Source organism: Arthrobacter sp. StoSoilB20 (assembly GCF_019977295.1).
In the GTDB taxonomy this organism is placed as follows: Bacteria; Actinomycetota; Actinomycetes; order Actinomycetales; family Micrococcaceae; genus Arthrobacter; species Arthrobacter nicotinovorans_A.
The window spans coordinates 3,668,213-3,681,318 of the sequence record NZ_AP024651.1; the positions used below are offsets into that span (position 1 = coordinate 3,668,213).

Annotated in this window: 13 protein-coding genes; 4 read left to right on the forward strand and 9 right to left on the reverse strand. The window is 62.7% G+C overall.

The window, feature by feature from the left end:
- Positions 1-5: 5 nt before the first annotated feature.
- Complete coding sequence (locus tag LDN85_RS16675) at positions 6-185, forward strand: hypothetical protein (protein ID WP_026546453.1); 180 nt, start codon at positions 6-8, stop codon at positions 183-185.
- Between the two features lie 77 nt (positions 186-262).
- Here LDN85_RS16675 and LDN85_RS16680 read toward each other — a convergent pair whose 3' ends face one another.
- Complete coding sequence (locus LDN85_RS16680; RefSeq protein ID WP_223943582.1) at positions 263-1,726, reverse strand: protein adenylyltransferase SelO; 1,464 nt, start codon at positions 1,724-1,726, stop codon at positions 263-265.
- Between the two features lie 181 nt (positions 1,727-1,907).
- Between LDN85_RS16680 and nhaA the strand changes: the two genes are divergently transcribed.
- Positions 1,908-3,251: a Na+/H+ antiporter NhaA gene (nhaA, locus tag LDN85_RS16685; protein WP_026546455.1), complete on the forward strand. Its 1,344-nt coding sequence runs from the start codon at positions 1,908-1,910 to the stop codon at positions 3,249-3,251.
- Between the two features lie 29 nt (positions 3,252-3,280).
- Here nhaA and LDN85_RS16690 read toward each other — a convergent pair whose 3' ends face one another.
- Together LDN85_RS16690 and LDN85_RS16695 are read right to left on the reverse strand one after the other, a co-directional pair.
- On the reverse strand, positions 3,281-3,610 hold the full coding sequence (locus tag LDN85_RS16690; protein ID WP_223943583.1) for a hypothetical protein: 330 nt from the start codon (positions 3,608-3,610) through the stop codon (positions 3,281-3,283).
- Entirely contained in the window at positions 3,591-4,328 is a 738-nt protein-coding gene (locus LDN85_RS16695) for a GAF and ANTAR domain-containing protein (RefSeq protein WP_223943584.1), read from the reverse strand. The genes LDN85_RS16690 and LDN85_RS16695 overlap by 20 nt, the downstream gene beginning before the upstream one ends.
- Before the next feature lie 346 nt (positions 4,329-4,674).
- Between LDN85_RS16695 and LDN85_RS16700 the strand changes: the two genes are divergently transcribed.
- Positions 4,675-6,216 (forward strand): PQQ-binding-like beta-propeller repeat protein, encoded by a 1,542-nt coding sequence (locus LDN85_RS16700; RefSeq protein WP_223943585.1) that lies wholly within the window; start codon positions 4,675-4,677, stop codon positions 6,214-6,216.
- A 100-nt stretch (positions 6,217-6,316) separates the two neighbouring features.
- Here LDN85_RS16700 and LDN85_RS16705 read toward each other — a convergent pair whose 3' ends face one another.
- The 6 genes from LDN85_RS16705 to paaA are packed head-to-tail and all read right to left on the reverse strand — an operon-like array spanning position 6,317 to position 11,253.
- The gene (locus LDN85_RS16705; protein ID WP_223943586.1) at positions 6,317-7,096 is read right to left on the reverse strand and encodes an enoyl-CoA hydratase-related protein; all 780 of its coding nucleotides are present in this window, start codon (positions 7,094-7,096) and stop codon (positions 6,317-6,319) included.
- A gap of 9 nt (positions 7,097-7,105) precedes the next feature.
- Positions 7,106-8,311 (reverse strand): 1,2-phenylacetyl-CoA epoxidase subunit PaaE, encoded by a 1,206-nt coding sequence (gene paaE / locus LDN85_RS16710; protein WP_026541244.1) that lies wholly within the window; start codon positions 8,309-8,311, stop codon positions 7,106-7,108.
- Positions 8,312-8,319: 8 nt separating this feature from the next.
- Positions 8,320-8,901 carry a 1,2-phenylacetyl-CoA epoxidase subunit PaaD gene (paaD, locus tag LDN85_RS16715; RefSeq protein ID WP_223943587.1) on the reverse strand — a complete coding sequence of 194 codons (582 nt, stop codon included), beginning with the start codon at positions 8,899-8,901 and terminating at the stop codon, positions 8,320-8,322.
- A 5-nt stretch (positions 8,902-8,906) separates the two neighbouring features.
- Entirely contained in the window at positions 8,907-9,836 is a 930-nt protein-coding gene (gene paaC, locus LDN85_RS16720) for a 1,2-phenylacetyl-CoA epoxidase subunit PaaC (RefSeq protein WP_223943588.1), read from the reverse strand.
- Positions 9,833-10,261, reverse strand: a complete 429-nt coding sequence (gene paaB, locus LDN85_RS16725; protein ID WP_026541247.1) for a 1,2-phenylacetyl-CoA epoxidase subunit PaaB — start codon at positions 10,259-10,261, stop codon at positions 9,833-9,835. The genes paaC and paaB overlap by 4 nt, the downstream gene beginning before the upstream one ends.
- Entirely contained in the window at positions 10,258-11,253 is a 996-nt protein-coding gene (gene paaA, locus LDN85_RS16730) for a 1,2-phenylacetyl-CoA epoxidase subunit PaaA (protein WP_026541248.1), read from the reverse strand. The genes paaB and paaA overlap by 4 nt, the downstream gene beginning before the upstream one ends.
- 125 nt (positions 11,254-11,378) lie before the next feature.
- Here paaA and LDN85_RS16735 point away from each other — a divergent pair, with 125 nt between their 5' ends.
- Positions 11,379-13,052, forward strand: a complete 1,674-nt coding sequence (locus LDN85_RS16735) for an alkaline phosphatase D family protein (RefSeq protein WP_223943589.1) — start codon at positions 11,379-11,381, stop codon at positions 13,050-13,052.
- Positions 13,053-13,106 lie beyond the last annotated feature (54 nt).

Here is a 13,106-nt window from a genome sequence, read left to right on the forward strand (position 1 = left end):
GCATCATGAGTGAACTTCAAATAGGTGACAATTTGCCGGTGGACCTCCTGAGCTTCAGGGCAGCTGAGTGCCTTGTTTCAACGGGAGCACCTGAATCCGAGGACGTGTGCGTCCTGGACGCAGGCCACACAGGAAACCATTTGGCCGCAGGGGCAGACATGGTGGTTCGGGCCGTCTGGGCCTAGACCGCGGGAAGCCTGGACCAAAAGAACAATAAGTTGAGGGCAAGCGACGCCGTACGGCTCGCTTGCCCTCAGCGTTCCTAGGTGCCGCAGAAAGTCCGGTACGGGCCGAAGCTTTCCGGTGCAGGCTCGGCATACTTTTCCAGTCCAGGGCGTTCGCTGTACGGCTCGGACAAGGCCGCCACCAAACGCTCTGCAGGGCCGGTGTCCCCTTCCGTGGCCGCAGCAAGGGCTTCTTCCACCAGATGGTTCCGAGGGATGTAGACCGGGTTCACCCTGTCCATGGCATCGGCATCCGGAGACAACGCCCGCCATCGATCCAACCAAGCATCGAACGCAGCCAGATCCAGGATTTGCCTGCGCGAGGGTTCGGTTTCCCCACGGGCTGCCTTGCCGAGGCTCCGGAAGAACGAGGTGTAGTCCGCGCGCGCCTCTTGAACCAACTGCAGGAGCTCATCCACCACAGGTGAGGCAACGTCGTCGTCAATTGCCTCCGGCAGCCCAAGTTTGGCCTTCATGCCGTTGAACCATGTTGCGCTGTACTCCTCCCGGAAACCTTTGAGCGCTTCAACGGCGAGGGCAACAGCCTGCTCCTCATCCTCATGGATCAGGACGGCGATTGACTCAGCAAAGCGGGCAAGGTTCCACTCAGCAACCACCGGCTGGTTCCTGTAGGCGTAGCGTCCCATCTCATCAATGGAGCTGTAGACCGCCCCCGGATCGAAGCCTTCCATGAAAGCACACGGGCCATAATCGATGGTTTCACCGGACACCGTCATGTTGTCTGTGTTCATGACGCCGTGCACGAATCCCACCAGCATCCACTGCGCCACAAGTTTCGCCTGTACCGAAATGACGGCCTTGAGCAGCGCGAGGTAGCGGTTGCTTTCAGCGGCCGACGACGGGTGGTGGCGTTCGATTGCATGGTCGGCAAGGCGGCGAAGCAGGTCCAGGTCATTGGAGGCCCTGGCGTACTGGAAACTGCCAACCCGCAAGTGGCTTGCCGCCACCCTGGTCAGGACGGCCCCCGGAAGGAGTGCCTCCCTCTGAACCTGCCGCCCTGTGGCAACCACCGCGAGCGACCTCGTGGTGGGAATGTTCAGCGCATGCATCGACTCACTCACGATGTACTCCCGCACCATGGGTCCGATCGCGGCCAGGCCATCACCGTTCCGGGCAAAGGGCGTGCGCCCCGAACCCTTGAGGTGTATATCGCGGAGTTTTCCGTCAGCATCTTCAACCTCACCCAGCAAGAGGGCGCGGCCGTCCCCCAGGCGAGGCGAATAGAAGCCGAACTGGTGCCCGGCATACCCTTGGGCCACCGGCGTAGCTTCCTCCGGCAGGGCATTGCCGATCAGCAACCGCACGCCCTCCGGGGTCCGGAGGAAATCGGGATCAAAACCAAGCTCGACGGCGAGTGGCTGGTTGAGCATCAGAAGCTGCGGATCCGGAGCTTCCTCCGCCCGCCACGGCACAGCCAGCTCCGGCAACGCTCCGGCGAACTGCCCTTGGAAGGTGATGGTGGAACGTGCTACGTCACTCATTTCTTAAGGATATAGACGCAGTTCCCCGCTCGAAAGGACAAGCAGCCCGGATAGCATGTGAACTTACTACCCATCCATGGAGGGCAGGCAGGGATCTCCCCGCACTCGCGATAGGCTGGTAGAGGTGCGCCGGGAAGTCTGGTCGGCATAGTTTCGTCGACCCCTTGCAAAGGACACTTGTATGAACAACAACCGGACCGACCCACCGCGCTCCTCCATCCTTGGACGTGGAAGCTACGCCGAATCGCTGCGCATTGGGGCAATCCTCCGTAAGGAAACGGTAGGTGGCGCCCTGCTGGTCGCCGGTGCCGTGCTTGCCCTCATCTGGGCCAACTCCCCCGCCGCGGACAGCTACTTCGCCTTGCGGGACTTCAAGATCGGCTATGAGCCGTGGCATTTGGAACTCAGCCTGGGTGCCTGGGCAGCCGACGGCCTGCTGGCCATCTTCTTCTTCCTCGTAGGGCTGGAACTCAAACGTGAGTTCGTGGCCGGAGACCTTCGTCAGTTCAGCAAGTCAATCGTCCCCATCGCGGCGGCGGCCGGCGGAGTGGTGGTCCCGGCCGTCATTTACGCAATCATCAATGCAAGCAGTCCGGAAACCCTGCGCGGTTGGGCCATCCCGACCGCCACAGACATTGCTTTCGCGGTTGCAGTGTTGGCCATCATCGGGTCACATCTGCCCAGCGCCTTGCGCATTTTCCTTCTGACGCTTGCGGTGGTGGATGACTTGATCGCCATCAGCATCATCGCCATCTTCTACTCTTCCGACATCCAGGTCACGCCGCTGCTCTTTGCCTTGATCCCCTTGGCGGCCTACACGTTCCTGGCCCAAAAGTACCGACGCTTCTTCGGCACCAAGCCCATGGCGGCCTGGCTTATCCTGCTCCCCCTCGGTTTGGCCGTCTGGGCGCTCATCCATGCCTCCGGTATCCACGCAACGGTTGCAGGTGTGCTCCTGGGCTTCGCCATCCCCGTGATCCGTTCACAGGCAAGCGGGGGACCTGAGGCGGGTCCAGGGCTTTCCGAAATCTTCGAGCACCGCTTCCGGCCCATCTCGGCCGGAATCGCAGTCCCGGTCTTCGCCTTCTTCTCCGCCGGCGTCGCAGTGGGTGGCTGGGAAGGACTTGGTTCGGCGCTGACGGACCCCGTCGCCATCGGCATCATCGTGGCGCTGGTCCTGGGCAAGCCAATCGGCATTCTCGGGACAACCTGGGTCCTCACGAAAATCACCAAGGCTTCCCTGGACAGCTCCTTCAAATGGATCGATGTCCTGGGTGTTTCAGTGCTGGCAGGAATCGGCTTCACTGTTTCCTTGCTGGTGGCAGAGCTCAGCTTCGGCCAAGGCAGCATTCACGATGATCACGCCAAGGTGGGGATCCTTGCCGCCTCATTGTTGGCGGCACTGCTGGCCTCCGTTGTGCTGAGCACCCGCAACCGCCAGTACCGCATTGCCGAGGCACAGGAAGCCATCGATTCCGACGACGACGGCATACCGGACGTTTACCAGCAGGACTCCCGTCCCTGAGAAGCAGTCCGGGCGGCCAGCCGCCACAGCTACTTCCGTTGCCGGCCGTCGCCCGGCAGCAACGGCCTGCTCATCGGCACTTGTTCGGTATAGGGCGCGCGGGGCCGGGCGGGCAGCTCATCGATGAGCTCATTTGCAGCATGTGCCAGCAGGTCCCTCTGCAACGGTGGCAGCGAGTGCAGTGATTGGAGGTAGGCATCCACTTCGTATTCGCCCACCATGCCGCCGATGGAAAAGTAGCGCAGCCATAAATCCTCACCGGGGATACCAGCGCTTGCCAAGGCTTTGCGGAGACCCTTGAGCTGGAGTTGTTCTTGAAGGGACAGTCCCTGGCAATCGTTACTCCCGGCTTCCGTCATATGTTCCTTCCTTGCTCCCACCCGTGAGGATCCCGGTGCTGACGGATGCCAGTGACTGCATGGATTCCTGGGACAGCAGAAGAAGTTCCCTGATCGCCTCCTCCTCGGTCAGGCCACGCTGGCCCATGAGATAACCCTGGGCGCGGCTGATCGCGTCACGGCTGTTCAAGGCGTGGACGAGGCCATCGCTGAACCGTTTGGGTGTCTCCGAGGTTTGTATGTTGTCCAGGAGAATCGCGGCACTGCCGGCAAGCTTTTCCAAGGATCGGGCCGTCGCTTGGCCATAGGCGCCAGGGGCAGCGGAATAGAGCTTCATGGCCCCCAGACACCGGGCTCCCCTCACCAACGGGACGCTGATCACGGAGGAGATCGAAAGTTTCACCGCGGCTTCAGCCCACTGCGGCCACCGCTGATCCGTGCCGGCATCATCAACGATCACTGTCCGCTCGGTTGCCCACGCGCTCAGGCAAGGGCCCTGCCCCAACCGGTACTGGGATTGGTCGCCCTCGATCACCAAGGGATCGGTGGCCCCGGCGCTGGTTCTGTTGCCCTGCCCATCGATCAGGGACACTCCTGCGCCTGCGCTGCCGGGAAAGGCATCACGGATTCCCTCGGCCAATAATTGAACAGCCCGGTCCACCTTTTCCTCCGTCAGGAGCAATCCCTTGATGCGGGCCAGAGTCAGGGTGAGTTCGTCGAGGGGAAGTTGCTGGGACATAAGACAAAGACCTTTCGCGGGATCAACGTTCCCGCCCAATGGCTTAGGCCGCTTGCTGGACCTGATCGTTTCAACGATCCATTCTCAGAATAGTCACAGCAGCATTCCCTTCTCAACGGCCCTGCCGCTGGCAGACCGCCGGACCCATCCGTCCGGCCTTGGGTGCAGGCAATTTTCAGAACCACCCGTACTGCACGCTCCCCCGCATTTAGCGTGGCCGGAAGGCAAGCAAAAGCGCATCGGATGGGACGAGCTGTATTCTCTACTTGAGCCACATCTTGATGGCCTTTTTTGGTTTGGAACCACGCCCTAAAGGTGCTGAACCATTGACGTTCCTGGGGGAACCATGATTCAGTCCCGATCCTCGCGGGCCCTTGCCGGCATCACGTCAATTGGATTCCGGATAGCCGCCGTGAGCGCCGCGATGATGCTGTCGGCATGCACCATGATTCCCCTACCGGTAGAACCCACAGCAACCACGCCTCCAGCCAGCGCGGCTCCGGCGGCGAGAAATACAGAAACCGCGACGGCGGCGTGGGAAGTTGCGCTGACTCCGATCGGCCAGCCTGTGGTTGCCGACGGCGTTGCCTTGGTTTACGCGTCGACGCCCACTGGTGTAAATGCCCATGCTTTCTCAATTGCTGACGGCAAACAACTGTGGACGCAGCCCGTTCATCCGGGATACGAAGCTCCTTCAGTACCTTTGGAGCCTGTTGTCAGCAAGACAGCCTCGGGCCGGAGCGCCGCGATCTTCCTGCAGGCGGCTTCTGTTCCAGCCGGGCTCGACAGTGACGTGGCCTGGTGGACTGCGCCTGTTGCCTTTGACCTCAGCACCGGCAAGGAGCTGTACCGCGGACGGCCGGAGCTGGTCAGCACCCGTCCTTTTGCCTGCGACGGACTCCTCGACCTGTGCTTTATAGCCTTTGATGAGAACACCCAGTCAGTTGAGCACTGGGTGGACATTGAAACCGGTGAGGAGTCCGGGGGTGCTGACATCAACCCGCTCACCGGGGTTTTCCAGCCTGTGGGCAAAGAGTTGTACTCGGTGGTGACGGACGGAGTTGAAAAGCTGGCCCACGTGGCATACGGCGAGGTCCTGTGGGAAGTGGAGATAGAGAAGGTCTTTGGCAAGGGTGCCTCCACCGATTTTGGCAGGCACTTCATCTACTCCGAAAAGCTGGACCTTTACATAGGATCGGTCGGCATCAATCCCACCGATTTCTCTCCGGATAAGTTCGCTGAACAAACCTTTTCAATGAACCTTCGCGACACCACCAAAACGGTGGGCTTCCGGGCTTCCAGCGGACGGGTTCTATGGACGGCAGACGGCACGCAGGTGCAGTGCGCCGAGACGATCGGAACCGTGGGCACCAAGTTGGAGGACGGCGATGCATTTCCCGTCCGCTGCGAATACACAGAGGGCTTCATTGAATTTCCCGCAGGAAAGTACCGGAGCGCTCAAACGAAACTGGTGGGCTACCACCCCCTTACGGGCGAAGTCGCCTGGGAAATCAAACCCGTGGAGTCGCGGACCTGGGACTCGTACGGGCTCCTGCCCTCGGCGGGCCGCGGAGATCAGGTCATCGCCGGCACGTTTTGGAGCGCAAACCTCTTGGATACCCGTACAGGTAAATATCGGGGCACCACGTTCGAAGACGTTTTTGTTTGCTTGAAGGCGGCAACATACGTCATGCCTCCTGACGGCCCCTACACGGATAGCCCGGGCTCCGGCTCGTACACGGCATTTCCCTGCACTAAGGGCGGGACGGCGGTGCCGGCACTGACGTACGGCGCACTCACTGACGTCAGCACCCCGGAGCAGGACACTGCCGTCATCTCCTTGGAAGGAAAAGTGGCCGGGTACAAGCTCCTCAAGGACTTCGTCTAGGCCCTGGCCCCACGAAACATGCCCTTGTCCGTCCCACTCAGCGCACTACTGCGAGGGGGACGAACAAGGGCGGGATCCGGCGCGGAAGCGGAAGCGGGAGCTACCCCTTGAAAACGGGCGCCCGCTTCTCCTGGAAAGCCCGGAAACCCTCGGCGTAATCGTCGGTCTTGCACAGCCGGGCCTGTTCAGCGTTTTCCTCGGTCATGGAAGCCCACAGGCCCAGGCGCTGGTCGCGGATGTGCGCTACGAGTTCCTTGGAGGCGTTGAACGCCTCGGTCGCTCCGAGGGCCACACGGGAAACGATCTCCCGCGTTACCGGCAGCAGGGAATCCGCCGGCATCGCCCGGCTGAACATCCCCTGCTCCACAGCTTCCGCCCCTGAAATGAGGTCGGCTGTATAGATGAGGTCCAGCGTACGGTGCATCCCAAGGCGTTCGGTGAAGTACCAGTGCCCGCCGGAATCCAAGGTGGCCCCCAGCTTGGCAAAGGGTGAACCGAACTTGGCGTTGTCCGCCACATACACAACGTCCGTGGCCAGCAATAACCCCAGCCCCACCCCCAGGCAAGCACCGTGCGCGGCAGCGAACGTGGGCGTGGGGAAGGCAGCCATCTTCTTCAGCAGCGGCTCGACGAGTCCGCCGAGGTAGGCCTGGGCGTCGTCGGTTTCGGGAGTAACGGCAGCAATGTCGCGGCCGGCGCAGAAGGCGCGGCCTTCACCGCGAAGAAGCAACGCCCGCACCTCGCCGCGTGAGGCGGCGGCAGCGGCGTCGTCGTACGCTTTATCCAGTTCGGCAAGCGCGTCCTCGTTGAGGGAGTTCAGCTTGTCCGGGTAGTTCAGGACAATTTCGGCAATGCCGTTGGCAATGGAGAGCTCGATCATGGGGACTCCTTAGACGTCGAAGTCGACGGTAACTTCTTCGCTGGTGGGGTGGGACTGGCAGGTCAGGACGTAGCCCTTGTCCAGCTCGTCCTGCTCAAGGGCGTAGTTCTCATCCATGGTCACCGTACCGGTGATCAACTTGGCGCGGCAGGTGCCGCAGACGCCACCGGCACACGCGAAGGGAACGTCGGGCCGTACGCGCAAGGCCGCGTTGAGGATGGATTCGCGGGCGTGGGTGGGACTGGCGACGTCGCCGGTCAGTCCGTCCAAGGTAAAGGTGATCTTGTACGTGTCCTGTGACTCGTCCTCCACAACCGGGCGTCCGGAGTTGCCTTCGGGACGGTCCGGACGGCCGGTAGTGAACAACTCAAAACGCACGTGCTCGGGCTCGACGCCGCGGGCAGCGAGCGTGTCGCGGCACAGCTGGACCAGCTCGAACGGCCCGCACAGGAACCATTCGTCCACATCCTCGGAACGGATGGCACTGCTGAGCAGGGCCTGCAGCTTCTCCGAGTCAATGCGCCCGGTCATCAGCGGAGCGATGCGCTGCTCACGGGACAGTACGTGGTGCAGCGCCAGGCGTGAGGGATACTTGTCCTTCAAGTCCGCCAGCTCTTCAAGGAACATGACGTCCATGGCCGCTTTGTTGGCGTACACCAGGTCAAACGTGGTCTCCGGGTTGGCTGCCAGCAACGTGCGTGCAATGGCGATGACCGGCGTGATGCCCGAGCCAGCAGCGATCGCCACGAAGTTGCCAGGCTCCCCTGCCAATTCCTCCGGGTGGTTCATGGAGTTCATGACGTTGTGCTGGACCGAGGCGCCGTCCTTGCCATGCCGGGAGATGAACGCACCCTGTGGACTCATGACGTCCAGGACATCGCCGGCTTTGAGTTCGGCGTTGGCCCAGGTGGAGAAAAGGCCGCCGAGGTCCTTTTTGATGGCCACGCGGATCTCGCTGCTGCCGTCCTCGAAGCTGCGCGGCTCTGCGCAAATCGAGTAGCTGCGGCGGACTTCGTGCGGCTCGCCCTGCTCATCCGGCAGTGTGGTGCGCAGTGCCACGTACTGACCGGGAAGGTAGTCGTACTGACCTGCCAGCTCGGCGGGAACACCAAAGGTGACCTCAATGGCATCGTCCGTCAGGCGCCGGACTTCCGAGACGGTCAGGTTGTGGAAAGACGCACGACGGCGGCTGGCCGTCTGGGTTTCGGTGGTCATGGAATTCCTTAGAGGACTTTGAAGTAGTCGAACGGTTCCTTGCAGTCCTGGCAGACGAACAACGCCTTGCAGGACGTGGAACCAAAGCGGGTGAGTTCCTTGGTGTTCAACGACGAACACTGCGGGCATTTCACGGCCAAGCTCAAACGGACAGGACCTGAATGGCCACCCGCGGCAGCCATGCCACTGGGCGGGGCAATGCCGTACTCTTCCAGCTTGGCCTTGCCTGAATCGGTCATCCAGTCAGTGGTCCACGCCGGGGAGAGCACCAGGTTGATGTGCACGCTCGCGTAGCCCTCCTTTTCGAAGGCCGTCCGCAGGTCGTCCCCGATGGCGTCCATCGCCGGGCAGCCCGAGTAGGTGGGCGTGATGGTGACCTCGACGGCGGAACGTGACGTGCCGCCGTCGTGCCGGCCATGCTCGGCGGCCGCCTCAGGCGAGTCAACAACGCGCACGCCGCGCAGGATCCCCAGGTCCTCGATGGTGAGGACCGGGATTTCCGGGTCGCAGACCGTGGACGCGATGTCCCAGGCCCGCTGCTCTGCGGTGTTCAGCTGCATTCGTGACTGCGTGTGCGACTGCGTAGCCATGCTGCTCACCAGCTCGCGCCGGGGTGCTCGCGGGCCAAGACCTGCATTTCGGCGAGGATGTAGCCCAGGAACTCGGAGTGCTTGCCGCGGCGTCCGCCGCCGAGGGACTGCGGGACGCCCGGAATCTCCAGCTCTGCCTCGGCCATGACCTCACCTGTAAGGCGATCAAAATCAGCACGGAGGCTGGAGGGCTGAACCGCAACGCCGGCCTCGGCAAGGCGGGTGGTGAGCTCGTCGTCCTCGAAAAGTTCGTCCACATACGGCCATACGAGCTTGAAGCCCTGGATGATGCGTTCCCGGGACTCGTCGGTGCCGCCGGCAAGTCGAAGCACCCACTGAGCACTGTGATCGCGGTGGTAATCCACTTCCTTGACGGCCTTCGCGGAGATGGCTGCCAGGGTGGCGTCCGAGGACCCGGTCAGTGCGGTGTAGAGCTGGTACTGGTAGTAGCTCACGATGAACTGCCGGGCGATGGTTACTGCGAAGTCGCCGTTGGGCTGCTCGAACAAGTGGGCAGAACGGAACTCGTGCTCGCGGCGGAAGTAGGCGAGGTCGTCCTCGGACTTGCCCCAGGCTGCGCCGGCATAGGTCAGGAACGAGCGCGCGTGTCCCAACTGGTCCAACGCGATGTTGCCCAGCGCAATGTCTTCCTCAAGCTCCGGAGCACGGGAAATCCAGTGGCCCAGGCGCTGGGCGAGGATCAGGCCGTCGTCGCCGATGCGCAGGGCAAACTCTGCAACATCCTCGCTGGGCTTGACCTGCCCGCGGCTGATCTCGAGCGCGATGTCCTCCGGACGCAGTGCGTTGCCCGGCGTAATGCGGGTGGCGCTGGCCGAGCCGTCGCCGGAAGCACCGGCGCCGTGGACGCCAACGGAAATGTCGCCGTGGCCTTCGATGGCGAAGTCGGTGTCTTTAGCAGTCTCTTGAGTGCTCACAGGTGTTTCACGCCTTCGCTCTTGGTGTAGTACGTCGCGTGGCGGTAGTCCTTGCCCTGCGGCGACTCGAAGAAAGAGCCCTTGGAGTCGGGATCGCTGGAGGAAATCGCCTCGGCCGGGACAACCCAGATGGAGACACCCTCGTTGCGGCGGGTGTAAAGGTCACGGGCGTTCCGGAGGGCCATGGCCGCATCGGGCGCATGCAAGGAACCTGCGTGGACGTGGGACAGGCCGCGGCTGGAGCGGACGAAGACTTCCCACAGGGACCACGGAGACTCTTCATGGGCGCCACGCGGGGTGACGGCCGGGGCTGAGGCGGGTGTCGTCGTCGTGCTTTCAGCGTTGGTTGCCGCTACCTTGGGGGCCTCGCGGTTGATTTCGCTGGCGGCGCTGGCCGGTGCTTCCGGGTTGCCGTGAGGGCTCATGCTGCGTGTTCCTTCTGTGCTTGCTTGCGGGCGTAGGCCACTGCGGCTTCGCGAACCCAGGCACCGTTTTCGTGTGCCTCGCGGCGGCGCTCGATGCGCTGCGAGTTGCAGGGACCGCGGCCGGCCAGGACTTCCTTGAACTCGTTCCAGTCCAGGGGTCCGTGCTCCCACTTCTTGGTTTCTTCGTTGAAACGGATGTCCTCATCGGGCAGGGTCAGGCCGAGGACCCGCACCTGCTCCACCATCATGCCGACGAACCGGCTGCGCAGCTCGTCATTGGAAAAGCGCTTGATGTTCCAGGCCATGGACTGCTTGGAGTTAGGTGAATCGTCATCCGGCGGACCGAACATCATCAGCGACGGCGCGTACCAGCGGTTCACGGCATCCTGGGCCATCTGCTTCTGCGCAGGCGTGCCGTTGGAGAGCTCCAGCAGGATCTCGAAACCCTGGCGCTGGTGGAAGGACTCTTCCTTGCAGATGCGCACCATTGCGCGACCATAAGGACCATACGAGGCACGGCACAGGGGCACCTGGTTGCAGATGGCCGCGCCGTCAACAAGCCAGCCGATGGCTCCCATGTCTGCCCAGGAAATCGTGGGGTAGTTGAAGATCGACGAGTACCGGGCCTTGCCGGCGATCAGGTCTTCCATCATCTGGTCCCGGGACTGGCCCAGGGTCTCGGCAGCCGAGTACAGGTACAGACCGTGACCGGCCTCGTCCTGGACCTTGGCCATGAGGATGGACTTGCGCTTCAGGCTCGGCGCCCTGGTGATCCAGTTTGCCTCCGGCTGCATGCCGATGATTTCAGAGTGCGCGTGCTGCGAGATCTGGCGCAGCAAAGTCTTGCGGTAAGCCGCAGGCATCCAATCGCGCGGTTCGATGCGCGAGTCCTCCGAAATGATGCGATCAAAATACGCCTCTCCGGCTGCCTCCCGCTCCTGCTCTTCCGGGGACAGCTCAGCGGGCACTGACTGCAGATTCTGCGATGCCATGGTTGCTCCTAATAAATTACCGACCGTTCGTTCAGAATATGCGGAGCGGACGTTTTCAGTCAAGGTCCGGCGCCCTTTACCTCAACCTCACTCTCCGTTTACCACCGCGGAGAAGAGTGGACCGCATGACTGACCTCACCCGCCGCACCCTCGTCAAGACGTCCCTCGCGGGCCTGGCACTGACCGGCCTTGCCACCAGCGCAGCCCCTGCATCCGCCGCTACCAGGGCCCCCTCGGCTGTGCCCCTGGTCCGCAAACGCCTGACGCTCCCCACCGGGCTGGCCACGGGGGACGTCACCACCGACTCCGCCGTGCTCTGGTCCCGCGCCTCCGGCCCTGGCCGGCTAACCGCCACCCTCCAGGCCGTGGATGAAGCCGGGGACATCCTGCGCGGACGCTACGGTTTCAACCGGACCATCCGCGGCCCGCTTGCTACCGAAGCCAGCGATTTCACTGCCAAAATCCACGCCACCGGTCTCCCCTCCGGCACCAGGTTCGCGTTGGAGTTGAACTTCGAGGATGAAAACGGAGCCGGCGAGGCCGTCCGTGGCACGTTCACCACAGCGCCCGGATCCCCCCGGGGAAAGTACGACGGCGGCACTGAAGACGGGCGCGGAGGCGGCAGGTCGCCGTCGTCCGCGCAGTCCTTCGTCTGGACCGGCGACACCGCCGGCCAAGGCTGGGGCATCAACGAGGAACTGGGCGGAATGCGCGGCTACAAGGCCATGCACGACACCCGGCCCGACTTCTTCATCCATTCAGGCGACACCATCTACGCCGACGGACCGATCACCGCCACTGTCACTGAAAAGGACGGCCAGGTGTGGCGGAACATCGTCACCGAAGAAGTCAGCAAGGTGGCCGAGACACTCAAGGAATACCGCGGCCGCCACCGCTACAACTCCCTTGACGCCAATATGCGCGCCATGTTCGCCGACGTTCCTGTGATTGCGCAGTGGGACGACCACGAAACCACCAACAACTGGTATCCCGGCGAAATTCTGGACGACCCACGCTACACCGAAAGAAACGTCAACGTCCTGGCCGCGCGCGGACGCCAGGCGTGGCAGGAGAACATGCCGATCGCCGACGCTGCGGCGCTCTGGCGCCCGGGAAAGTTCGACGCCGGCCAGTACCAGCCTGCCCGCATTTACCGGAAGATCTCCCGCGGCCCGCAGTTGGACATCTTCTGCCTGGACATGCGGACGTTCAAGTCACCCAACACCGACGGCAAGGAACCCTACGCCACCAACATCCTGGGCCAGGAGCAAGTGGACTGGCTGATCAAGGAAGTACGGAGGTCCAAGGCAACCTGGAAAGTGATCGCCGCAGACCTCCCGCTGGGCATCATCGTCCCCGACGGCGCCGTGAACCAGGAAAGCCTGTCCAACCGTGATCCCGGCGCTCCCCTGGGCCGCGAATTGGAGATCGCGGGCGTGCTTTCGGCGTTCAAGAAGTTTGGCGTGAAGAACACAGTATGGCTGACGGCAGACGTCCACTACCGCGCCGCCCACCACTACTCCCCGGAAAGGGCCTCCTTCACGGATTTCGACCCCTTCTGGGAATTCGTGGCCGGACCGATCAACGCCGGCTCCTTCGGGCCAAACGAGATGGATGGAACGTTCGGGCCTGAGGTCCTCTTTGCCAAGGCCGGGCGCTTCCCGGGAGAATCACCGCGCGATGGAGAGAACCAGTACTTCGGGCACGTGGACCTGGCCGCGGATGGCACGTTTACCGTGAGCCTCCGCAATGCCAAGGGTGCGGTGTTGTATTCAAAAGCACTTACTCCGCAGGCCTGAGCAGGGAATATTCCTTTGGGTGGGCCCCGGACGAATGCTGATTGTCCGGGGCCG

Coding starts and splice junctions, on each gene's coding strand:
- LDN85_RS16675 (WP_026546453.1), top strand. CDS start 6: ATGAGTGAACTTCAAATAGGTGACAATTTGCCGGTGGACCTCCTGAGC.
- LDN85_RS16680 (WP_223943582.1), bottom strand. CDS start 1,726: ATGAGTGACGTAGCACGTTCCACCATCACCTTCCAAGGGCAGTTCGCC.
- nhaA (WP_026546455.1), top strand. CDS start 1,908: ATGAACAACAACCGGACCGACCCACCGCGCTCCTCCATCCTTGGACGT.
- LDN85_RS16690 (WP_223943583.1), bottom strand. CDS start 3,610: ATGACGGAAGCCGGGAGTAACGATTGCCAGGGACTGTCCCTTCAAGAA.
- LDN85_RS16695 (WP_223943584.1), bottom strand. CDS start 4,328: ATGTCCCAGCAACTTCCCCTCGACGAACTCACCCTGACTCTGGCCCGC.
- LDN85_RS16700 (WP_223943585.1), top strand. CDS start 4,675: ATGATTCAGTCCCGATCCTCGCGGGCCCTTGCCGGCATCACGTCAATT.
- LDN85_RS16705 (WP_223943586.1), bottom strand. CDS start 7,096: ATGATCGAGCTCTCCATTGCCAACGGCATTGCCGAAATTGTCCTGAAC.
- paaE (WP_026541244.1), bottom strand. CDS start 8,311: ATGACCACCGAAACCCAGACGGCCAGCCGCCGTCGTGCGTCTTTCCAC.
- paaD (WP_223943587.1), bottom strand. CDS start 8,901: ATGGCTACGCAGTCGCACACGCAGTCACGAATGCAGCTGAACACCGCA.
- paaB (WP_026541247.1), bottom strand. CDS start 10,261: ATGAGCCCTCACGGCAACCCGGAAGCACCGGCCAGCGCCGCCAGCGAA.
- paaA (WP_026541248.1), bottom strand. CDS start 11,253: ATGGCATCGCAGAATCTGCAGTCAGTGCCCGCTGAGCTGTCCCCGGAA.
- LDN85_RS16735 (WP_223943589.1), top strand. CDS start 11,379: ATGACTGACCTCACCCGCCGCACCCTCGTCAAGACGTCCCTCGCGGGC.